The 20,226-nt window shown below is 68.7% G+C and carries 21 protein-coding genes, 1 tRNA gene and 1 riboswitch; of the genes, 13 read left to right on the forward strand and 9 right to left on the reverse strand.

All coding sequences use genetic code 11. From position 1 onward, the window contains the following. Positions 1 to 27 precede the first annotated feature (27 nt). From ACWDRB_RS51450 to ACWDRB_RS51460, 3 genes are all read left to right on the forward strand, one after another. Positions 28 to 201, forward strand: coding sequence for a hypothetical protein (locus ACWDRB_RS51450; protein WP_185079462.1), 174 nt, complete (start codon positions 28 to 30; stop codon positions 199 to 201). After that, positions 198 to 398: a DUF6412 domain-containing protein gene (locus ACWDRB_RS51455; RefSeq protein ID WP_350732412.1), complete on the forward strand. Its 201-nt coding sequence runs from the start codon at positions 198 to 200 to the stop codon at positions 396 to 398. The genes ACWDRB_RS51450 and ACWDRB_RS51455 overlap by 4 nt, the downstream gene beginning before the upstream one ends. A gap of 78 nt (positions 399 to 476) precedes the next feature. Next, positions 477 to 1,118: a YidC/Oxa1 family membrane protein insertase gene (locus ACWDRB_RS51460; RefSeq protein ID WP_449907574.1), complete on the forward strand. Its 642-nt coding sequence runs from the start codon at positions 477 to 479 to the stop codon at positions 1,116 to 1,118. Here ACWDRB_RS51460 and ACWDRB_RS51465 read toward each other — a convergent pair. Then, positions 1,102 to 1,533: an ATP-binding protein gene (locus ACWDRB_RS51465; protein WP_449907576.1), complete on the reverse strand. Its 432-nt coding sequence runs from the start codon at positions 1,531 to 1,533 to the stop codon at positions 1,102 to 1,104. The genes ACWDRB_RS51460 and ACWDRB_RS51465 overlap by 17 nt on opposite strands. Before the next feature lie 321 nt (positions 1,534 to 1,854). Continuing rightward, positions 1,855 to 3,789: an ATP-binding protein gene (locus ACWDRB_RS51470; RefSeq protein ID WP_449907578.1), complete on the reverse strand. Its 1,935-nt coding sequence runs from the start codon at positions 3,787 to 3,789 to the stop codon at positions 1,855 to 1,857. Positions 3,790 to 3,882: 93 nt separating this feature from the next. Between ACWDRB_RS51470 and ACWDRB_RS51475 the strand changes: the two genes are divergently transcribed. After that, positions 3,883 to 4,452: a methylated-DNA--[protein]-cysteine S-methyltransferase gene (locus tag ACWDRB_RS51475; protein ID WP_350732404.1), complete on the forward strand. Its 570-nt coding sequence runs from the start codon at positions 3,883 to 3,885 to the stop codon at positions 4,450 to 4,452. Here the strand turns inward: ACWDRB_RS51475 and ACWDRB_RS51480 are convergent. The 5 genes from ACWDRB_RS51480 to ACWDRB_RS51500 form a co-directional block, all read right to left on the reverse strand. Continuing rightward, on the reverse strand, positions 4,421 to 5,752 hold the full coding sequence (locus ACWDRB_RS51480; protein ID WP_449907580.1) for a purine-cytosine permease family protein: 1,332 nt from the start codon (positions 5,750 to 5,752) through the stop codon (positions 4,421 to 4,423). The two genes, ACWDRB_RS51475 and ACWDRB_RS51480, sit on opposite strands and share 32 nt — an antisense overlap. Next, positions 5,743 to 5,858, reverse strand: a riboswitch (TPP riboswitch). (Overlaps the previous gene by 10 nt.) A 55-nt stretch (positions 5,859 to 5,913) precedes the next feature. Next, positions 5,914 to 6,237, reverse strand: a complete 324-nt coding sequence (locus ACWDRB_RS51485; RefSeq protein ID WP_449907582.1) for a rhodanese-like domain-containing protein — start codon at positions 6,235 to 6,237, stop codon at positions 5,914 to 5,916. After that, entirely contained in the window at positions 6,234 to 6,629 is a 396-nt protein-coding gene (locus ACWDRB_RS51490; protein ID WP_350732399.1) for a winged helix-turn-helix transcriptional regulator, read from the reverse strand. The genes ACWDRB_RS51485 and ACWDRB_RS51490 overlap by 4 nt, the downstream gene beginning before the upstream one ends. A gap of 20 nt (positions 6,630 to 6,649) precedes the next feature. Continuing rightward, positions 6,650 to 7,528, reverse strand: coding sequence for an Fpg/Nei family DNA glycosylase (locus ACWDRB_RS51495; RefSeq protein ID WP_449907585.1), 879 nt, complete (start codon positions 7,526 to 7,528; stop codon positions 6,650 to 6,652). 46 nt (positions 7,529 to 7,574) lie between these two features. Next, positions 7,575 to 8,180, reverse strand: coding sequence for a TenA family protein (locus ACWDRB_RS51500; RefSeq protein WP_449907586.1), 606 nt, complete (start codon positions 8,178 to 8,180; stop codon positions 7,575 to 7,577). A 23-nt stretch (positions 8,181 to 8,203) separates the two neighbouring features. Here ACWDRB_RS51500 and ACWDRB_RS51505 point away from each other — a divergent pair, with 23 nt between their 5' ends. Beyond that, positions 8,204 to 8,860 (forward strand): GOLPH3/VPS74 family protein, encoded by a 657-nt coding sequence (locus ACWDRB_RS51505; protein WP_397368910.1) that lies wholly within the window; start codon positions 8,204 to 8,206, stop codon positions 8,858 to 8,860. Between the two features lie 6 nt (positions 8,861 to 8,866). On the opposite strand, the gene ACWDRB_RS51510 is transcribed toward ACWDRB_RS51505, so the two are convergent. Beyond that, positions 8,867 to 10,168 carry an LCP family glycopolymer transferase gene (locus ACWDRB_RS51510; protein WP_449907588.1) on the reverse strand — a complete coding sequence of 434 codons (1,302 nt, stop codon included), beginning with the start codon at positions 10,166 to 10,168 and terminating at the stop codon, positions 8,867 to 8,869. Between the two features lie 241 nt (positions 10,169 to 10,409). Here ACWDRB_RS51510 and ACWDRB_RS51515 point away from each other — a divergent pair, with 241 nt between their 5' ends. Continuing rightward, the gene (locus ACWDRB_RS51515) at positions 10,410 to 11,759 is read left to right on the forward strand and encodes a hemolysin family protein (protein ID WP_449907590.1); all 1,350 of its coding nucleotides are present in this window, start codon (positions 10,410 to 10,412) and stop codon (positions 11,757 to 11,759) included. Next, on the forward strand, positions 11,756 to 12,778 hold the full coding sequence (locus ACWDRB_RS51520; protein ID WP_449907592.1) for a hemolysin family protein: 1,023 nt from the start codon (positions 11,756 to 11,758) through the stop codon (positions 12,776 to 12,778). The genes ACWDRB_RS51515 and ACWDRB_RS51520 overlap by 4 nt, the downstream gene beginning before the upstream one ends. Positions 12,779 to 13,105: 327 nt before the next feature. Here the strand turns inward: ACWDRB_RS51520 and ACWDRB_RS51525 are convergent. Continuing rightward, positions 13,106 to 13,188: transfer RNA gene (locus ACWDRB_RS51525), tRNA-Leu, on the reverse strand. 199 nt (positions 13,189 to 13,387) lie between these two features. Here ACWDRB_RS51525 and ACWDRB_RS51530 point away from each other — a divergent pair. The 6 genes from ACWDRB_RS51530 to ACWDRB_RS51555 are packed head-to-tail and all read left to right on the forward strand — an operon-like array spanning position 13,388 to position 20,158. Continuing rightward, entirely contained in the window at positions 13,388 to 14,128 is a 741-nt protein-coding gene (locus ACWDRB_RS51530) for an FhaA domain-containing protein (RefSeq protein WP_091081864.1), read from the forward strand. A 17-nt stretch (positions 14,129 to 14,145) separates the two neighbouring features. Beyond that, positions 14,146 to 14,616, forward strand: a complete 471-nt coding sequence (locus ACWDRB_RS51535; protein WP_350732387.1) for an FHA domain-containing protein FhaB/FipA — start codon at positions 14,146 to 14,148, stop codon at positions 14,614 to 14,616. Next, on the forward strand, positions 14,613 to 15,911 hold the full coding sequence (locus ACWDRB_RS51540) for a Stp1/IreP family PP2C-type Ser/Thr phosphatase (RefSeq protein ID WP_449907595.1): 1,299 nt from the start codon (positions 14,613 to 14,615) through the stop codon (positions 15,909 to 15,911). Before ACWDRB_RS51535 ends, ACWDRB_RS51540 begins: the two co-directional genes overlap by 4 nt. Next, positions 15,912 to 17,330, forward strand: a complete 1,419-nt coding sequence (locus tag ACWDRB_RS51545) for an FtsW/RodA/SpoVE family cell cycle protein (protein WP_449907597.1) — start codon at positions 15,912 to 15,914, stop codon at positions 17,328 to 17,330. It begins immediately after the preceding gene. Next, positions 17,327 to 18,787 carry a peptidoglycan D,D-transpeptidase FtsI family protein gene (locus ACWDRB_RS51550; protein WP_449907599.1) on the forward strand — a complete coding sequence of 487 codons (1,461 nt, stop codon included), beginning with the start codon at positions 17,327 to 17,329 and terminating at the stop codon, positions 18,785 to 18,787. The genes ACWDRB_RS51545 and ACWDRB_RS51550 overlap by 4 nt, the downstream gene beginning before the upstream one ends. A gap of 21 nt (positions 18,788 to 18,808) precedes the next feature. Continuing rightward, complete coding sequence (locus ACWDRB_RS51555) at positions 18,809 to 20,158, forward strand: serine/threonine-protein kinase (RefSeq protein WP_449907601.1); 1,350 nt, start codon at positions 18,809 to 18,811, stop codon at positions 20,156 to 20,158. The last annotated feature ends 68 nt before the right edge of the window (positions 20,159 to 20,226 follow it).

Here is a 20,226-nt window from a genome sequence, read left to right on the forward strand (position 1 = left end):
CATGTCCGGAGGACGTACGGTTGCTGCATGGGTAGAGTCGTGATGCTCGTGCTGGGGACCCTGCTGGGTCTCTTCGTGCTGTTCAATTTCCTGCTGCCGATGCTGGTAGGCCTGGTCAAGATCGCTTTGATCATCGGGGTGATCGCTCTGCTCGTCTTCGTCGCGGTCACCGTGGTGGGCAAGTCCTCCCGATCGCATTGACGTTCTTCCTGTTCGACCCGTGGCTGGTCGGGATCACCATGCTGGCGATCCTGCTGCTGGCCACGTGGGCAGCCACGTTCCTGCCCATCCTCAGTGGAGGGCCGCCGAGCTTTCCGCTGAGTTACGCGCGCCGTACCGCCTTCCAGCGGCAGCGCGACCCTGACGCGGCCGGTCGCTCGCGTCCACGAGCCCCTTAGGCATGCCCCGCTTCATCGTCAAGCGGGGCTCCTCGTACGAGTGAGCCCTTTTCCCTCATCTCACTCCAAGTAGGGCTCATGATCGATTCTCTTGTCACGTTCGTCATCAGCATGTCCGGGGGCAGTGCCGCGCTGGGCATCGTGCTGTTCACCCTGGCCGTACGGCTCCTGCTGCTGCCCCTGAACGTCCGCCAGTCCCGGACCATGAAGCTCCGCCAGCGGCTCGCCCCCAAGCTGCGCGAGCTCCAGAAGCGCCACGCGCGCAACCCCGAGCGGCTGGCCAAGGAGACCTCGGCGCTGTTCGCCAAGGAAGGCACTTCGCCGTTCGCCGGGTTCTTGCCGATGCTGGGGCAGTTTCCGTTCATGTGGCTGATGTACCGGGTGGCCACGCATCCGACCGCGCTGGCCGGACATACCCTTTTCGGCGCTCCGCTGGGTCAGCAGGTCGCCGGGACGGTGGCCAATTTCGGTCTGGTCAGTGCGCCGGTTTTGGTCTTTGTATTGGTCATCGCGCTGGTCGCGGTGGTGGCATGGTTCTCCGCCAGGAACATCAAGGTGACCGAGGACCAGCCGGACTGGCTGAAGCGACTCCTGCCATGGATGCCGTACGGCTCCGTGCTCGCCACGCTGGTGCTGCCGCTCGCGGCCGGGCTCTACCTGCTCGTGTCCATGGCATGGGCCACGACCGAGCGGGCGGTGCTGGCTAGCCGGCCTCTCTGAGGGCTGTGACCTGCCCGTTCAACGACCCGCGAGGAGCGGGCAGGATGGCCCACACCGTGGTCGTGTCACCGTCGTGCCGGACCCCCCAGCTCTCCGCCACGTACTCCACGATGCCGAGCCCCCGGCCCCCGAGCGACGACAGGGTCGGGCGGCCCGCGCGCGGCTCGGTCGCCGCACCCCCGTCGCTCACCGCCACTTCGATGTGATCGTCACTCCGAAGCCACGCCACTCTCACCATCCCCGACGGAAGGGGATGCGCGTGCCTCAGCGCGTTGCTCAGCAGCTCGCTCACCACGAGCACCGCGTCATCGATCGCCGTCGAAAAAACCCCGCTGTCCTGCAGCTCAGTGCTCAGGCGCTGGCGGGCGACGGCGACGCTGGACGGCGCGTACGGCAGCAGCACCACGCTTGACACACCCACCTCCCCGTTCCCTGTGCCCCCCGCGGGAACACTCCCCGGTACGACCGAAATGCCCCGTTACTCGATCCCAGAAACCGCATCTCGATCACAGCTTGTACACATTGGACGATAGATCAGCTCAACTGTGACCACCTCGTTACCGCCTCGGTGTGTCGGATCCGATAGTGGAAACTACGCCCGGAAAGCCCCTCGTGCTTATGGCCTCACTTCGTGAGGCGGCTCGCTCGCTCAGACCCGCCGCCTTCCCTCGTCGCTCTGGTCGCTGCGCTCCCGCCGCTCCGTGCTCATGGCCCCCACTCCGTGGAGGCAGCTCGGTCACTCAAAGCCGTCGCCTTCCCTCGTCGCTCTGGTCGCTTCGCTCCCGCCGCTCCTCAGTCCAGGCGACGGCGTTCCCTCTCGTGTCCAGGCGGCGGCGCTCGCTCGCAGTTCAAGCCGCATACGCGTGCCGCCTCCGGGTCTCGGGTGCGCGCTCACGTCTCCGCCTTGAGCCCTGGCGAGGCTGCGGACTATGTAGAGACCGAGCCCCACTCCACCAAACCGTCTCCGGTCGCCGCTGTCCACCTGGACGAACCTCTCAAAGATCCTCTCTCGGTCAGTAGGGGCGATACCGACCCCTTCATCGTCCACGACCACGATCACGTTGTCGGCCTCGGCCCAGGCCTCCACGCTGATCAGCCCGCCCTTGGGCGAGTACTTGAACGCGTTCTCCAGCAGCTGCCCCAGCACGATGTCCGTGGCCAGGGCGTCCCCCAGCACGTTCGGCAGCCCGTCCTGGATGACCACCTCGACCCGGTGCTTGTCCGACAGCGCGGGCAGCCCGAGCGTGGCCGCGTCGATCCGCTCGGCCAGGTCGAACTCCTCGATCCGCACCTTGAGCTCGTCGGCTCCCGCCCTGGCCCCGAGCAGCAGGTGGTCCATGAGCTCGCCCAGCGACCTGGCCCGCTCGGAGATCGTGTGCACGGCCGAGCGGCGTTCGGGGTCGCTCATCTTGTCCCAGCGCCGGTCGAGCGTGCTGGCGAACCCGCGCACGATCGTGATCGGCGTACGCAGCTCGTGGCTGGTCGTGGCCAGGAACAGGTCCTTGGCCTCCTCGAGCTCCTTGGCCGTGGTCACGTCGCGGAAGTCGATGACCACCTCGCCGGTCTCCTCGATCTGCGCGCTCACCACGTCCAGCCACCGCCCGGTCTCCATCTGGAACGTGACCTTCTCGCCCGGCTTGGGCAGCGGGAACGGCGGCGGCCCGCCGATGACGGCGTCGGCCGGGAACGCGGTGAGCTCGGCGGCGGCCGGGTTCCACCGGACGACCCGCCCCGATCCGTCGAGCACGGCGATGCCGTCGGCGCTGGCGTCGAAGACGGCCTGCTCGTGCGCCCGCTGCCGCACCGCCTCCTGGTAGGCCACCGCGTTGCCGACGGCGATGCCCGCGTGACCGGCCAGGAGCTCCAGCAGCTCCAGTTCGAGGTGTCCGGGTGTGCTCTGGGCGAACAGCGCGTACAGGGCCCCGTACGGGCGCCCTCCGACCGCGGCAAGGCCCAGTGCGATCGTGTGCAGCCCCTTCAGCCGGGCCCAGACCAGGTCCTCGAGCCCGTTCGACTCCAGCATGACGGTCTTGCCGGTGCGTAAGAGCTTGTCGACGAGGCTCGTGCGCAGGTCCGTGGTGGTGCCCCTGATGGCCTCCGGGAGCTGGTACGTGCTGACCAGCCGCAACCGTTCATCCTCGATCAGCACGAACCCGCCCGCGTCCGCCCCGGTGAGCTCCGTGAGGCTGGCCGAGATCCGGTCGAGCACGGCCGACAGCTCCAGCTCGGAGTTGATGTCGCCGACCACGTCGGTGAGCCGGCGCACCAGCCTGGCCCGGCGCGCCATGCGGTCCTTTGCCACCTGGTCGGCCCGCGCGAGGTGGTGCACACAGACGTACCCGGCCACGGAGCTGCCCAGGCGCAGCGCGCTGATGTCGACGCGCACGTCGAGCACGGTCCCGTCGTCGCGTAGGCGCTTGGTGCGGACCGAGACCTGGCCGCCGGTGCGCACGCGTTCGAGCACGGCGTTGTGCTCGGCGGTCAGCTCGCCCGGCACGATCGGCGCCCGGCGCCCGAGCATCTCCTCCGCCGTCCACCCGAACAGCCGTTCGGCCGCCTCGTTCCAGACCAGTACGCTCTGATCACGGTCGACGACCACGACGGCGTTGGGCGAACCGGCGAGGGCAGCGCGAGCTATTTCGTCGTCACTACCGGCCCATTCGTCCCCCACTCCTCCATAGTGCACGTGGCGTGGTGAGTGCGTCGGGCGATCCGTCCGATACGCTGCGGTCACGGTGATTCTCGGCGGCGGGAGGCTGGCGGCATGTCGAGCAACGATCTCGATGCCCTGTTGCGCGTGACCTCCAGCACCTATCGAGGTGATGCGCCTCCTGACATCGCCTTCGGCCCCTATGACGGGGCCGTCGGCAGGCTGATGCTCGCGGTCACCGGCAAGGGCATCGCGGCGTGCAGCTTCGAGCCGGAAAACGCCGTGTACGAGCTGCTCACGAGGCACGTGGGCAGGTTCATCGGGCCGGATCCGCGCCGGCTCGACCCGGTGCGCAGGGAGCTGGACGCCTACTTCTCCGGCCGTCTGCGCGCGTTCACCACGCCCGTCGACCTGGCGCTGGCGACGTCCTTCGCCCGCACGGTGCTGCAGAAGACGATGGCGGTCCGGTACGGCACCACCACGACGCTGGAGGAGATCGGCGCGAGCATCGGCAGGCCGCGCGCGCTGCGGGCGATCGGCAACGCGCTGGCCTCCAACCCCGTGTGCGTGATCGTGCCGTGTCACCGGGTGGTGCGTGAGGACGGCGCGCTCGGCGACTACGCGGGCGGCGCGGCCGCCAAGCAGCACCTGCTCAACGTCGAAAGGCGCGTGTCGACCAGCTGATCAGCAGGGTGACCAGCACGGCGACGACGGCCGCGCCGAGCGCCCCGTTCATCCACGGCTGCCGGGTGAAGCCGATGGCGTCGCGGACCCCCTGCCAGAAGTCGTCCCATGGCTTGAGCGTGGGCGCGGAGGTCGTCAGCCAGTACGCCACGAAGCCGAGGGCCCACGGCACCAGCCTCGACCAGCGCGAGGGCGCGTTCTCCGCGGTGTTCCAGCTCCGCGAGCCGCCGAGCACGAAGTAGTCCACGGCCAGCACCGCGAACATCGGCACGAACACCGCCCCGATCACCCCGAGGAACGCCCCGTACGAGTTGACGTCCACGACCAGGGCGATCGCCACGCTCAGCACGCCGATGGCGACGGAGAAGACGCGCCGGTCCACCCGCGGCATCAGGTTCTGCAGCGAGACCGTGGTGGAGTAGACGTTGGCGAACGACTGGTCGGTCTCGCGCAGCACCAGGATCGCGAAGAACAGCGCGCCCAGCGGCACCGCCACGAACGCGCCGAACACCGACGTCCCGTCGGCCGCCACCTTGTCGGCCCCCGCCATGGCCACCGCGAACACGCCCAGGCCCAGGCAGGCGACCTGAGCCAGCGTGTAGCCGCCGACCACGCCGGTGAACGCGGCCCTGCTCGACCTGGAGTGCCGGGCGAAGTCGGCCGCCATCGGCACCCACGACACCGACAGCGCGATCACGTAGTCCACGGCGGGCGCGAAGGCCGTCCAGGACCCGCCGGTGTGCGCGGGCGCCCTGGTGAGGAAGAACCAGGCGAACCACACCATCGACACGATCACGCCGATGGTGACGTACCGCCGCAGCAGCCTGACGGACCCGAGCGGCCAGATCGTGAGCGCGGTGGTCAGCACCCCCGCCGCGATCACCCACACCTGGTACGGCACGGCGCCGAAGATCGCGCTGGCCGCCTTGGCGATCACCCACAGCTCGAACGCGGCCCAGCCGAGCATCTGGACGATGTTCAGCACCGTGGGGACGTACGAGATCCGCGCCCCGAACAGGCCCCGCAGCAGCACCATCGCGGGCTGCCCCGTCTGGGTGCCGGGGACGGCGGACAGGCCCACCATGGCGGTGCCGATCAGGCTGCCGACCACGGTCGCCAGGAGCGCGGCGGTCAGGCTGAGGGGAGCGTCGGACAGGGGGTTGAGCAGGAGCAGCGCGCCGGAGAAGCCCAGGAGGCTGACTCCGAGATTCGCCCAGAGCGCGCCCTGATCGAGCACGCCCAGGGTCTTCGGCGGCCTGCCTTCAAGAGTCAGCGGAACTTCGTCGACGACATGCGTCATCGCACACTCCCTACGCCGGCATTACCCGGACAGGTTCAGGCGGTCGGCAGCGGATCTATGGCTGCCCTCTCAGCCCGGCGCACCCCGAGCTCCCGCGACAATCTGCAGTTGGCGCCCTCATCATGCCTCAGCGACGGCGAAACCGCCACAGTGGGGCCTTTTTACGCCACGAACGGCTGCTGCCCGGTCTCGCTGACCATCGGGCGGCTCGCGAACTCCCACGACTGCATGCCACCGCCGACGTTGACGGCGTCGCGCCCGAGCTGGTTGAGCCAGGCCGCGACCTGCAGGGACCGGCCGCCCACCCGGCAGACGACGTAGACCGTGCGGTCGCCGGGCACCTCCTCGACCCGGCCCTGTATCTGGGTCATGGGGATGTGCACGGCCTCCGGGGCGTGCCCCGCGACCCATTCGTCCTGCTCACGGACGTCGAGCAGGTAAGCGTCTGCCGGAACGGCACTGGCGTCGATCTCAGGAACGGTCATGACTCCATCATCTCGCGCCTGGCGTCGTAGGCCGCACGCGCCGCGGCGATCTCCTCCTGGTGCGTCTCCGTCCAGGTGACCAGCGACTTGATGGTCTCGTGCAGCGTACGGCCGAGCGGCGTGAGCGCGTAGTCCACCCTGGGCGGCACGACGGGATGGACCGTGCGGCTGACCAGGCCGTCGCGCTCCAGCTGGCGCAGGGTCACGCTGAGCATGCGCTGGCTGACGCCGTCGATCTCGCGGCGGAGCTGGGTGAAGCGCAGGCTCTGGCAGTCGAGCAGGGCGATCACGAGCAGCGACCACTTGTCGGCGATGCGGTCGAGGATCTGGCGCACCTCGCAGTCCTCGCGCGTGTCCCACTGGCGCACGTCGTAGTCGTCGAGCGGTTCCACAGTGCCTTCTTCCGCCGAGCTCACTTGAGAAGGCGGGACAGCCGGCGGTCGGCGAGGGGCTTGCCGCCGGTCTGGCAGGTGGGGCAGTACTGCAGCGAGGAGTCCGCGAAGGACACCTCGCGGATCGTGTCGCCGCAGACGTCGCACGGCTGCCCGGCCCGGTTGTGGACCCGCAATCCCGACTTCTTCTCCGCCTTGAGGTCCTTGGCCGCCAGCCCGTGCGCCCGCTCCACCGCCTCCCCCAGGGTGGCGATGATGGCCTCGTGCAGGTCGGCGATCTGCGCGTCCGTCAGCGTGGCCGCGATCTTGAAGGGGGACATCTTGGCCGCGTGCAGCACCTCGTCCGAGTACGCGTTCCCGATGCCGGCGATGATCTTCTGGTCGCGCAGCAGCCCCTTGATCTGGGTGCGGTTGCCGCCCACGATGCGCTTGAGCGCGTCGACGGTGAAGGATTCGTCGAGAGGGTCGGGGCCGAGTGCGGCGATGCCGGGGACGTCGTCCGGGTTCTTGGTGACGTAAACGGCCAGGCGCTTCTGCGTCCCGGCCTCCGTCAGCTCGAACCCGGGCGCCAGGCCCTCCTCGTCGGGCGCCAGCCGGACCCGTACCGCGAGCGGGCCCTTGCCGGGACGTACGGGCTTCGCGCCCGACAGGTCGTCGCGCCAGCGCAGCCACCCCGCCCGGGCCAGGTGGATGACCAGGTGGAGGCCGTCGCAGTCGAGGTCGAGGAACTTGCCGTGCCTCGACACCCCGGTGATGGTCAGCCCGCCGAGCGCGGTCGCCGGCGGGTCGAACGTCTTGAGCGCCTGGAAGGCCACCACGTCGATCCCCAGGACCGTGCGGCCCACGGCCCGTTCGCGCAGGAAATGGGTGAGCGACTCCACTTCGGGAAGTTCCGGCATGTCCCCAGGGTACGTGCGCGTCCGGCCGTCCACAGCCTGTGGACGGCTACGGCACGCTCCAGAAGGCCAGCTCGTGCGCCATCCCCTCGGCGAACAGCTCCTCGGCCCGCGCCGGGTCCGGCGCGGCCTCGTCGATCATCTGCGCGATCCGCGCGGTGAGCGCCGCGAAGGCCGGATCCGCGTACGTGTCCACCCACGCCCGATATCTCGACTCAACAGGGGAAATTTCCGCCAATATATGTCCGAGAGTCGAATATCCCCACATACACGGATAAAGCGCCGCCAGCCCCTCCCCGTACGACACCGCCGACTCCAGCAGGAACGCCGTGTACGCCGCGCACGCCGGCCCCTTCACCGCCCCCTCCAGATCGGCGCCGAACTCCGCCGACAACGACCTGTGCAGGCTCAACTCGTCGTGGTACGTGGTGTGCGCCAGGTCCACCAGATCACCCAGATGCCCGTCGGGCGCCTGCCAGGCCAGCCGCGCGAACACCCGTACGTAGTCGAGCAGGAACAGGTAGTCCTGCTCCAGCCACGACCTGAACACCGCCTCGGGCAGGTCGCCACGCGCGATGCCGGCCACGGTCGGATGCTCGAGCTGAGCCCGGAGCAGCGGGCGGCCGACGGCGTGCAACTTCTCCGAGATAGTCATGGCTGGGAGGTTAGTGTCGAAGCATGACTGTGACGATCGCCGAAGAGCTCCTCCTGCTCGCCCACGACGACGAGAAGGGCACGCCGCTCGTCGCCGGGACCCAGCTCGACCCGGCCCTCGCCGGCGCGCTCCTCGCCGAGCTGGCCGTCAACGGCCGGCTGGAGCTGTCGGACAAGAAGGTGACGGTCATGGACCCGTCCCCGCTCGGCGACTCCGAGCTGGACGCCACGCTGGCCCGCATCGCCGAGGAGGGCAAGGAGCGCAAGCCCGCCTGGTGGGTCCAGCGGCTGCAGTCGGCCAAGCTGCGCGGGCGCCTGCTCACCAGGCTGGCGGAGTCGGGCGTGCTGACCGAGCAGCGCGGCAAGGTGCTGGGCATCTTCCCCACGACGCGCTGGCCTGAAGCCAACCCCGACGTGGAGGCCGCGGTCAGGGACCGGGTGACCAGTGCGCTGGCGGGCGCCGACCCCGACGCCCGCACGGCCGTCCTGATCGCCATCGCGCACGCGGCCAAGCTCGACCGCAAGGCCTTCCCCGAGGCGAGCAGGCAGCGCGTCAAGGAGATCGCGGAGGGCGCCTGGACGGCCGACGCGGTCGCCCAGACCATCGCCGCCATCAACGCGGCCATGATCGCGGCGGTCACCGCGGCGACCGTCGCCGCGACGACCTCCACCTCCGGGTGAGCCGCTCTAGTTGCCGGTGTCGATGACGTCCTTCGGCACCGGCTTGTCCTCCTTCAGGGCGTTGAAGAGGGCCAGCGCCTTGGGCCGGTCCGACTTGATCGCTTCGCCGCCGTCCGCGAGCCGCTCGGTGCCGCCGAACGGGACCACCGTCGTCACCGGGCTGTCGCCCATCGCCAGTCCCAGCGACAGCAGGTCGAAGGCGCCCGTGCCGCCGTCGACCGAGACCGCGTCGGTGGCGCTCATCGCCAGCGGGATCGACGTGAACGGGTTGATCAGCACTCCGGGGCTGGCCGCCTTCTTCACGACCGCGCCCAGGAACTGCCGCTGCCGCTTGGTCCGCTCGAAGTCGGGCAGCGCGCCGCCTTTGCGGGTCCGTACGTACCCCAGGGCCTGGGCGCCGTTGAGCACCTGCGTGCCCTTCTTCAGCTTGAGCCCGGCCTTCGGGTCGTCCACGGCGGCCCGTACGTTGATCTCGACGCCTCCGATGGCGTCCACGATGCCGACGAACCCGGCGAACCCGATCTCCATGTAGTGGTCGATGTACACGCCCGTGACCGACTCCACTGTGCGGACCAGCAGCTGCGGCCCGCCGTTGTAGGCGGCGTTGAGCTTGTCCCGCCTCTTGCCCGGGACGTCGACGGCCAGGTCGCGCGGGAGGCTGACCAGCGTCGGCTTGTCGCTGCCCTCGGGGATGTGCAGCAGCATCATCGAGTCCGTACGGTTCCCGCCGGTCGCCCGGCCCGTGGCGAGCTTCTTGCGCTCGGCGGCCGACAGGCCCTTGCGGCTGTCGGAGCCGACGAGCAGCCAGTTGGTGCCGGGGGTGTCGGCGGGACGGCCCGGATAGTTGTCGAGCACGCCGTCGATGCCGGCGATCCGGGAGTTGATCCAGAAGAGCATGCCCACGCCCGCCACCAGCAGCACGACCAGGAGCCCGGCGACGATCTTCAGGATCGTCTTTCCGGACACCCGCCTGCGGGGCTTCGACGGATCCGAGGGGCCGCTCCTCGACCGCAGCGGCTTGACCGGGCCACCGCCGCCGCCGCCGGAGCGGGCCCGGCCGTAGACGCGCGAACGACCCTGGGGCGGCTCGTCCGGGGCGGAGCCGGGAGAGGCGGCGCCTGACCCCGGCTCGGGGTACTGCGGGGCCACAGGCAGCTTGTGCGTGGGCGCGCCCGGCCCTCCAGGGGACGCGGACGGGACCTGGTGGGCCGGCGCGCCCCCGGCGCGCAGGCCGTCACCTGGCCTCGGCGGCAGCGGGCGGCCGTCGCCTGGTGAGCGCATGGCCCGCGTACGGTCGTCCTCAGACACTTCGCCTTCTTCCCTTCGGTATGTCATAAACGCTACGTCGAACCCCTTACCAGTGAAGACACTCGGCCAAGGTTTTCCCATGGAAAAGTACGCAGAACCAGGGAAGAGTCACCACGGAAACATAGATGCCACCAGCATCGTTACGGTTATGGACGACCTCTATCGAAGGGAAGATCGTGTCCGCTCCGGACCCGTGGAGTCTTTGCCCGTGCGCCAGCACGGGTTCCTCTGAGAGCTCACCATGGTGAGCGCCTATCTGGGCCTGCTGGCCCTCATCCTCCTCACGGCGGCGACCGGCTACTTCGTCGCTCAGGAGTTCGCCTTCGTGGCCGCCGACCGCGCCCTGCTCCGCGAGCAGGCGGCGGCGGGTGACCAGGCCGCCGAAAAAGCGCTCCAGGTCACGTCCCGCCTCTCCTTCATGCTCTCCGGCGCGCAGCTCGGCATCACCGTTACCGCACTGCTGGTCGGCTTCCTGGCCGAGCCCGCGATCGCCACGATCGTACGACCATGGCTGACGGACACCGGACTGTCCGACACTGTGATCACCGGACTTTCGGTCGCCATCGGGGTCTTCGTGGCGACCGTGGTCCAGATGGTCGTGGGCGAGCTCGCGCCCAAGAACCTGGGCATCGCCAGACCGGAGCCGGTGGCCAAGTTCCTGGCGAGCTCGACGCTGGTCTACCTGGCCGTGGTGGGCCCGGTGGTCAAGCTGTTCGACTCGGCGGCGACGGGCCTGCTCAGGCGCGTGGGCATCGAGCCGGTGGAGGAGGTGGAGCACGGCGCGACGCCGGAGGAGCTCTCCCGCATCATCGAGGAGTCGACCATGGCGGGCGAACTCCCTCCGAGACTCTCCGACCTGCTGGAACGGGCCCTGGAGTTCGGCGACCGCACGGCGGAGGAGATCATGGTCCCCCGCCCGCGCGTCGTCGTGCTGCGCTCCGAACAGCCCATCTCGGACCTGATCGAGATCATGCGCAGCTGCGGCCACTCCCGCTACCCGGTCATCAACGAGGACGGCGACGTCATCGGCGTGACGGGCGTACGCGAGCTCCTCTCGTCGGGCCTGCAGGAGGGCGAGATGGCGAGTATCACCCGCCCGGCCCTGCTGGTCCCGGACTCGGTCCCGCTCCCCGCCGTGCTCGACCGGATGCGCGTGGCCAAGGACGACATCGCCTGCGTCATCGACGAGTACGGCGGCCTGGCCGGCGTGATCACGGTCGAGGACCTGGCCGAGGAGCTGGTCGGCGAGCTGGTCGACGAGAACGACCCGGAGCCGGCCGGCGTGGTCGAGCACCCGGGCGGCATCTGGGAGGTCCCGGGCAGGCTGCGGCTCGACGAGGTCGAGCGCGCCACGGGCGTCGCGCTCCCGGAGAGCGACGACTACGACACCCTCGCGGGCCTCGTCCTGGCCAAGCTCGGCAGGATGCCCGACGAGGGCGACACGGTGACGGTGCCGATCGAACAGGACACCGACCCCTTCGCAGAGGACGAGCAGGAACACCTGGCAGAGCTGACAGTGATATCTCTCAACCGCAGAGTGCCCGAGTGGGTCCGCGTGGCCCCCGTCCAGCACGCGGAGGCGGCCCGATGACCATGCTCGTCGTCAGCCTCGCCCTGCTGGTCTTCAACGCGCTGTTCGTGGCCGCGGAGTTCGCCTTCGTCTCCGCCAGGCGCCACCGCCTGGAGGAGATCGCCTCCCGCAACAACCGCCTGATCAGGCTGGCGGCCAGGTCGGCGGTCGGCGGCACCAAGCAGCTCTCCCTCATGCTGGCGGGCGCCCAGCTGGGCATCACGCTGTGCACCCTGGGCCTCGGCCAGGTGACGGAGCCCGCGATCGAGCACACCCTGGAGCCGGTCTTCGCCGCCCTCGGCGTCCCGGAGGGCCTGCGCATGCCCATCGCTCTGACGATCGCCCTGGCCCTGGTGACCTTCGTCCACATGGTGGTGGGCGAGATGGCGCCGAAGTCGTGGGCCCTGACCCACCCGGAACGCTCGGCCCTGCTGCTGACCGTCCCCTTCCGCGCCTTCACCTGGGTGATGCGCCCGCTTCTGTCGTCCCTGAACGGCCTGACCAACCTCATCCTGCGCCTGTTCGGCGTCCAGCCCAGGAACGAGCTGGCCACCACCAGAACCCCTCGCCAGCTGGCCATGCTGGTGGGCGAGTCAGGCCGCATGGGCCTCCTGGACCGCGACGAACACGACCTCCTGACCCGCGCCCTCCGCCTGGACGACGAGGGCATAGAACGCCTGATGATCCCCATAGGCCAAGCGGTCATGGTCCCACCCCAGGCAAACGCAAAGGAGATCAAGGAAGCGGCGGCAAAGAGCGGCCACCTCAGACTCCTGGTAGGCACGCCAGGCAACGTAAGAGGCGCCCTCCACGCAAGAGACGCCCTCCTACAGCCGGCAAGCAAGGCAGAAGACCTCTGCCGCCCGCTACCGAAGCTCCCGTGCGTAACCCAGGTCCCAGAGGCGGTAACGGCCCTACAGGAGGCAAGAGCCCACCTGGCCCTGGTAACAGCTCAACCTGGCGATGTAATCGGCATGGTGAGCCTCACAGACCTCCTGGGCGAACTCCTGGACACCAGAACCCTGGTCACTGTGACGTAAAACACACCGACAAGTCGCCCGAAAGCAGGTTGCAACCAAACGGGCGTACCGTCAAAACACGGCACGCCCGTTACCAACAGGTTCTTGAAAAGAGAGACGCCCCCTCTTGCGATCCATCAAACACTTCGCCAGTGTGGGTCTGCCATGACAGAAGACAGAAGACGCCAGCGGCGATGGAGGGTCTGGGAGCCACTCCCAGACAGGGGGGTCCGGGGGACCTCCCCCGGAAAAACGCTGGGGGTCCGGGGGTTATCCCCCGGAAGAAATGACGAGGGGACCCACGGAAGCAAGCCAAAAGCTTGCGACCAAGAGTCCCCAGTCACCGAGTGGGCGAGGAGGGATTTGAACCCTCACGTCCTTTCGGACACACGGACCTGAACCGTGCGCGTCTGCCGTTCCGCCACCCGCCCTTGTGGGTGCGGAAAGAACACTAGCACGGAACAGCCACTGGTACTGAACCCGGATACGATCGCATAAGACACGGGAGCGGAGGAGCTGGGCGCGACAGCCGACGAGCGCCAGGGATGCCGTGACGTGGAACGAGCGGGAACCGGGCGCCGGACGCGTCTGGGGGCCGCGATCATATGCACGGAGGAAGGGAGGTACCCGGTGGGAGTCCTTCAGCGCTTCGAGCGAAGGCTCGAAGGCTTGGTTGAGGGGGCCTTTGCGCGGGCGTTCAAATCTGACCTTCAGCCGGTCGAGGTCGCCAGCGCGGTTCAGCGGGAGATGGATGAGCGTGCGGCGATCGTCGCTCAAGGTCGCACGCTTGTGCCCAACGACTTCGTGGTTGAACTGTCCACGACCGACAGCGAACGGCTTGAGGTCTACGCCGACAGCATCAGCCACGAGCTGGCCAACCTTGCCAGGGAGTACGCCAAGGAACAGGGCTACTCCTTTGTGGGACCGGTCCGGGTCCGCTTCGAGACCGCCGGCGATCTGGCTGTGGGGCTGTTCCGCATCAGGTCCGGCGTCATCCGCGGCGCGACGGTCGAGCAGGACGAGATTCGCCAGCCGGCGAGCGACCTGCCTCCGTCGAGGCCGAACGCTTTCAACGGGCGGCCGAGGCTGCTCGTCTCCACTCAGGACGACCCGCAGGGCGACCGTTCCTACGAGCTCACCACTCCGGTGACCTTGCTCGGCAGGGGCACCGACTGCGATCTTCGTCTGGTCGATCCGGGAGTCTCGCGACACCACGCGGAGTTGCGAGTCGAGGGCCAGACGGTGGCCCTCGTCGATCTCGGGTCCACCAACGGCACTTTCGTCAACGGCCAGCCGGTACGCAGGATCGAGCTCCAGAACGGCACGCGAGTGACGTTGGGGCGCACGACTCTGGTGTTCCGGCGCGATTAGGGGTAGACAAGCGGTCCATGTCCGAGCTCACGCTGCTGCTGATCCGGCTAGCCTTCCTGGCGGTGCTGTGGTTCTTCGTCATTGCCGCAGTCGGCGTGATCCGGACTGACTTGTTCGGTTCACGCACGGCTCCCGCGGGTCCACGCAAAGGCGTGAAACCCACCAAACCGGCGGCGAAGCCCAAGAACAAAAAGGGCGAGCCACGCCAGCTCATCGTTACCGGTGGCCCCTTGCAGGGCACCACCATTAACCTCACGGAGACGCCCATCACCATTGGCCGGGCCAATGACGCCACGCTGGTAGTCACCGACGACTACGCTTCCAGCCGGCATGCCCGGCTCTTTCCCCAGGACGGTCAATGGATCGTGGAAGATCTTGGGTCCACCAACGGCACGTATCTCGACCGCTCGAAAGTCACCCGCCCGACCCCGGTGCCGCTCGGTGTTCCGATCCGCGTCGGCAAGACAGTCATTGAATTGCGCAAATGACCATCGCACTCCGCTACGCCGCCCGCTCGGACGTCGGCCTCCTCCGCGAAGGAAACGAGGACTCGGCGTACGCTAGCGGCCGCCTGCTCGCCGTCGCAGACGGTATGGGCGGGCACGCACACGGCGAGGTGGCGAGCTCAGTCGCCATCGCCGCCATGGCCTCTCTGGAAGAGGCCCAACAGGGGGGTGACCTGCTCAACGCCATCGAGGCAGCGGTACGCGACGCCAATCGCAAGCTGCACGAGATGGTGGGGCGGGATCCCAGCCTCAAAGGCATGGGCACGACTCTGACGGCCATGCTCTGGCACGGCACCCAGGTCGCTCTGGTGCACGTCGGCGACTCGCGCGCCTACCTGCTCAGGCGCGGGGAGCTCTACCAGATCACCCATGACCACACGCTGGTGCAGCAGCTCGTCGACGACGGGCGCATCACGCCGGAAGAGGCGGCCACGCATCCGCAGCGCTCGATCCTGCTGCGCGCGCTCGACGGCAGTGGTGAGGTCGATCCCGACCTGACCCTCCGCGAGGCGCAGATCGGCGACCGCTACCTGCTGTGCTCCGACGGCCTGTCGGGCGTGGTCAGCGCGGAGACGTTGCACGCCACGCTCACCAACATCGACGATCCTGAAGAGGTCGTGCGCCAGCTCATCGATCTGGCGAACAGAGGTGGCGGGCCCGACAACATCACCTGCGTGCTGGCCGACGTGGTGGAGATCACCGACGGGCAGCAGGTGCCCACCGAGGCCGCCATGGTCGGCGCCGCCGGCATGACCCGGCTGCGCGGCAACCCCCAGGAGACCCAGCCGGGGCGAGCCAGCGCGGTGACCGCGCCCCAGCCGGTCCTCACGGACGACGACTTCGATGAGCCGGTCGCCGAGGCGCCCCGGCGCAGGCGTCGTCGCGTGTGGCCCGTGCTGGTCACCGTGTTCGGCATAGGCGTCGTCGCCGTCGGCGTCGGCGGCTATTTCGGATATCAGTGGACCCAGGACCAGTTCTTCGTCGGTGCTAGGGGCGACGAGGTGGTCGTGTTCCAGGGGGTCCAGAGAGAGCTGGGCCCCTTCCAGCTCTTCAAGGTCTCCAAGGCCACAGGCCGGCAGCTCTCCAAGCTGTCCGATGCCGACCAGGCGCTGATCAAGGGCGGCATTCCGGTCACCAATATCGACGAGGGCATGACGAAGATCAACGCTTTGAAGTTCGCCCAGGAGGACGACAAGGACAGCAGCGACACCCCCGCCACGACCGCCAGCTCGTCGCCCACGCCAACCGTGAGCGCGACCAAGACGAAGCAACGGTAAATGAGCGAAGTCGCAGATTCCCCCGTCCCGATGCCGGCCAAGCGCCGCATGGCCCAGCTCGTCATGCTCGCTCTGGCGGTGCTCATCGTCATGGGGGCCTACGCCAACGTGGGCCTGGCGGTGGACGGCAAGGTCCCCGCGGGCATGCTGGCGTACGGACTGGGTCTGGGCGGCCTGATGCTGGCCGCCTACCTCGTGCTGGCGAAGTTCGCCCCCTGGGCCGACCCCCTGATCCTGCCGCTGGTGACCCTGATCAACGGTCTCGGCCTGGTGATGATCTACCGGTTGGAGGCCGCCAAGATGGGCGGCGCGTCCACCACCAACCAGATCATGTGGACGGGTCTCGGCGTCGTCATGTTCTCGATCACCCTGATCGTGCTGCGTGACCACCGCATGCTCCAGCGCCTGACCTACACCGCGGGCGCCGTCGGCCTGGTCCTGCTCGCCATCCCCGCGCTGCTGCCGGGCAGCCTCAGCGAGGTGCAGGGCGCCAAGATCTGGATCCGCATCGGCGGCTTCTCCATCCAGCCGGGCGAGTTCGCCAAGCTGGCGCTGGTCGTCTTCTTCGCCGGCTATCTGGTGGCCAAGCGCGACGTGCTGGCGCTGGCCGGGCGGCGGCTGCTCTTCATCGACCTGCCCAGGGCCAGGGACCTCGGCCCCGTCCTCATCACCTGGGGGCTCAGCCTGCTCGTCCTGGTCTTCGAGAAGGACCTGGGCACCTCGCTGCTGCTGTTCGGGACGTTCATCGCGATGCTCTACATCGCGACCCAGCGCACCTCGTGGGTGCTGATCGGCGTGCTCCTCTTCGTCGGCGGCGCCTTCCTCGCCGGGCAGGTCTTCGACCACGTCGGCGCCCGCTTCGACGCCTGGCTCGATCCGAGCAACCCGATCTACTACGGCAACGACCCCGTCTGCCTGAAGGATCCGCCGGGCGACCCGATGTGCAGCAAGAGCTTCCAGATCATGCAGGGCCTGTTCGGGTTCGGCGCGGGCGGCATCCTGGGCACGGGGCTCGGCGAGGGCAACCCCCAGCTGATCCCGCTGTCGTTCTCCGACTTCATCTTCGCCGCGACCGGCGAGGAGCTGGGCCTGACCGGCCTGATGGCGCTGCTCATGATGTACGCCCTGCTGGTCGAGCGCGGCCTGCGCACCTCGCTGGCGGCCCGCGACCCGTTCTCCAAGCTCCTGGCGGGCGGCCTGTCGTTCATCCTGGCCTGGCAGGTCTTCATCATCGTCGGCGGTGTGACGAATCTCATCCCCCTGACCGGCCTGGTCACCCCGTTCATGTCCCAGGGTGGCTCGGCGTTGCTGGCTAACTGGATCCTTATCGCGCTATTGGTACGCATGTCAGATGCGGCCCGGCGGCCTCCGCCCCAGGCGATCCAGAACGAAGGACTGACGCAGGTGTTCCAGCGATGAACAGCACTCTGAAGCGCGTGGCGGTGGCCTGCCTGGCCATGTTCGCGCTCCTGATGATCAACGTGAACTACCTGCAGGCGGTGAAAGCGGAGAACCTGCGCGGCGACGCCCGCAACACCCGCAACTTCTACGAGCGCTACGCCATCGAGCGCGGCCGCATCACGGCGGGCGGCAAGGTGCTCGCGCAGTCCGTCGAGACCAAGGACCCCCGGTTCAGGTTCCTCAGGCAATACCCCGAGGCCAGGCTCTACGCCCACGTCACCGGCTTCTTCTCGCCGGAGAGCGAGAGCGCCGTCGAGAGGTCCGAGAACCAGCTGCTCAACGGCTCCAGTGCCGACCTGCTGCTGCGGCGGAGCATCGACCTGTTCACCGGCGAGCCGACCAGGGGCGCCAACGTCGATCTCACGATCAACCCCAAGGCGCAGAAGGCGGCCTACGACGCGCTGCGGCAGAGCGGCAAGCGCGGCGCGCTCGTGGCGCTCGACCCGAAGACCGGCGGGATCCTGGCGATGGTCTCGCTGCCCACCTACGACCCGACCGAGCTGTCCGGCACCGACAAGGGCAAGGTCTTCCCCCGCTTCGACGAGCTGGCCAAGGAGAAGGGCCAGCCGCTGCTCAACCGCACGATCGCGCAGACCTACCCGCCCGGCTCGACGTTCAAGGTCGTGACCATGGCGGCCTACCTGGAGGATGACTCCTCGCGCGGGCCGCAGACCACCGTGGACGCGCCGCAGCGGCTGCCGCTGCCCAACACGAACCTCAGCCTGCCCAACTACGGCGGCGCGGCCTGCGGCTCCGGCACGGTCACGCTGACGTACGCGCTGGAGAAGTCCTGCAACACGCCGTTCGGCAAGATCGGCATGGAGCTGGGCTACGACAAGATGAAGGAGCAGACCGAGAAGTTCGGCATGGGCCAGCCGGTCGCCGTGCCGATGTCGGTCACCGCCAGCGACTTCGGCAAGGAAGAGGACAAGGCAGCCCTGGCCATGGCCTCGATCGGGCAGCGCAGCAACCGCATGACCCCGATGCAGATGGCCATGATCGCCGCGGGCATCGCCAATGACGGCAAGGTGATGAAGCCGTACCTGGTCAACAAGATCACCGACGCCAAGGGCGACACGATCAAGCAGGCCGACCCCGAGGAGCTGTCGGAAGCCGTCAGCTCCGAGACGGCGGGCAAGCTGCGTGAGATGATGGTCAGCGTCGTCCAGAACGGCACCGCAAACCTGGCGCAGGTCCCAGGCGTCCAAGTAGCGGGTAAGACGGGCACCGCGGAGACGGCCGACGGCCAGCCACCGCATGCCTGGTTCATCTCCTTCGCGCCTGCCGAGGATCCGAAGGTGGCCCTGGCGGTCATCGTCGAGTCCGGTGCTGCCAACGTCGGTGCGGAGGCGACCGGCGGCCACACCGCCGCGCCGATCGCAAAGGCCGTGCTGGAGGCGGTGCTGAACAAGTGAGTGACGGTAACCTGCTGGGTCATGCGGCTCCGTAACCGCTATCTCCTGATCTCCCGCATCGCCACAGGCGGTATGGGGGAGGTCTGGCGCGCCCGTGACGAGTTGCTCGGGCGCGAGGTGGCGGTGAAGATCCTGCGCAGCCACATCTACGCCGACCCCACTTTCCGTGAGCGGTTCAGGAACGAGGCGCGCATCACCGCGGCCCTGGCCGACCCGGGAGTGGCGCAGATCTTCGACTACGGCGAGCAGAGCGACCTGGCCTACCTCGTGATGGAGCTGGTGCACGGCGAGCCGCTGTCGGCGATCCTGGCACGCAACCGCTCCATCGGGCCCGAGGTGACGCTCGACGTGGTGGGCCAGACGGCCAAGGCGCTGCACGCCGCGCACACCGCCGGGATCATCCACCGCGACATCAAGCCTGGAAACCTGCTGGTCACCTCAGAGGGGACCATCAAGGTCACGGACTTCGGCATCGCGCGGGCCCTGGAGGCGGCTCCGGTCACGCAGACGGGCACGGTGCTGGGCACGGCCCAGTACGTCAGCCCCGAGCAGGCCCAGGGTTTCCCGCTCACTCCCGCGACCGACCTCTACTCGCTGGGCGTGGTGGCCTACGAGTGTCTGGCCGGGCGCACACCGTTCCGCGGCGACAGCCAGGTGGCGATCGCGCTGCAGCATCTCAACGAGCACCCGCCGCCCCTCGGGGTGGACGTGCCCGCGCCGGTGCGCGAGCTGGTCATGTCGCTGCTGTCGAAGGACCCCGCGCGGCGCCCGGCCTCGGCGCTGGAGGTGGCCGACCGGGCCTACCTGCTGCGCGAGTCGCTGGCCAGCGCCGAGCATGGCGCCGACCTCAGCATGCTCACCGACCCGGGAGGCTTCCGGGTACGCGAGCCGGCTCCGGAGGACGAGCAGGAGACGGACCACCTCCATTCGGCCACCACGCCGCAGGAGCCGGCCGTGGGAAAGCGCCACAGGAGGACGCTGGCCCTGGTGGCCACCGCGGGCTGCGCGGCCGCGGTGGGGCTCAGCGCCATCACGTTCGCCGACCGGCAGCCCACTCAGCCGACGCCGGACGTGGCCGAGCCGACCAAGTCGGCGGTGGCGCCGCCGGACCGGGCGACGCCCTCGCCCACGAAAAGACGTACCAAGCGGCCTTCCGTGGTTCCGGTGAAGTCACCGAGGCCTATACCCTCGCGGTCAGCTACGGTAAGCAAGTCGGCAACACCCACCAAGAAGCCGACACCGAAACCGACCCCGACCACCCGTACCCCTACGCCCACACCGACCCCAACGCCCACCACTACACCCAAAACTCCGACACCCACCGCCTCGCCGGACCCGGGTGATACAAACCCGCCCAAGGAGGAGACGTGATGCGCTTTGGGGTCGATGATGGACACCGGCGGCCCCCCGAGCAGGCCGGTACCCAAGATGAACGGTAA

It is taken from the genome of Nonomuraea sp. NPDC003707 (assembly GCF_053587055.1).

Bases quoted from the DNA above. Each gene is read 5' to 3' on its own strand.
- ACWDRB_RS51450 (WP_185079462.1), top strand. From the start codon at position 28: ATGGGTAGAGTCGTGATGCTCGTGCTGGGGACCCTGCTGGGTCTCTTC.
- ACWDRB_RS51460 (WP_449907574.1), top strand. From the start codon at position 477: ATGATCGATTCTCTTGTCACGTTCGTCATCAGCATGTCCGGGGGCAGT.
- ACWDRB_RS51475 (WP_350732404.1), top strand. From the start codon at position 3,883: ATGTCGAGCAACGATCTCGATGCCCTGTTGCGCGTGACCTCCAGCACC.
- ACWDRB_RS51480 (WP_449907580.1), bottom strand. From the start codon at position 5,752: ATGACGCATGTCGTCGACGAAGTTCCGCTGACTCTTGAAGGCAGGCCG.
- ACWDRB_RS51485 (WP_449907582.1), bottom strand. From the start codon at position 6,237: ATGACCGTTCCTGAGATCGACGCCAGTGCCGTTCCGGCAGACGCTTAC.
- ACWDRB_RS51495 (WP_449907585.1), bottom strand. From the start codon at position 7,528: ATGCCGGAACTTCCCGAAGTGGAGTCGCTCACCCATTTCCTGCGCGAA.
- ACWDRB_RS51500 (WP_449907586.1), bottom strand. From the start codon at position 8,180: ATGACTATCTCGGAGAAGTTGCACGCCGTCGGCCGCCCGCTGCTCCGG.
- ACWDRB_RS51505 (WP_397368910.1), top strand. From the start codon at position 8,204: ATGACTGTGACGATCGCCGAAGAGCTCCTCCTGCTCGCCCACGACGAC.
- ACWDRB_RS51515 (WP_449907590.1), top strand. From the start codon at position 10,410: ATGGTGAGCGCCTATCTGGGCCTGCTGGCCCTCATCCTCCTCACGGCG.
- ACWDRB_RS51520 (WP_449907592.1), top strand. From the start codon at position 11,756: ATGACCATGCTCGTCGTCAGCCTCGCCCTGCTGGTCTTCAACGCGCTG.
- ACWDRB_RS51535 (WP_350732387.1), top strand. From the start codon at position 14,146: ATGTCCGAGCTCACGCTGCTGCTGATCCGGCTAGCCTTCCTGGCGGTG.
- ACWDRB_RS51540 (WP_449907595.1), top strand. From the start codon at position 14,613: ATGACCATCGCACTCCGCTACGCCGCCCGCTCGGACGTCGGCCTCCTC.
- ACWDRB_RS51545 (WP_449907597.1), top strand. From the start codon at position 15,912: ATGAGCGAAGTCGCAGATTCCCCCGTCCCGATGCCGGCCAAGCGCCGC.
- ACWDRB_RS51550 (WP_449907599.1), top strand. From the start codon at position 17,327: ATGAACAGCACTCTGAAGCGCGTGGCGGTGGCCTGCCTGGCCATGTTC.
- ACWDRB_RS51555 (WP_449907601.1), top strand. From the start codon at position 18,809: ATGCGGCTCCGTAACCGCTATCTCCTGATCTCCCGCATCGCCACAGGC.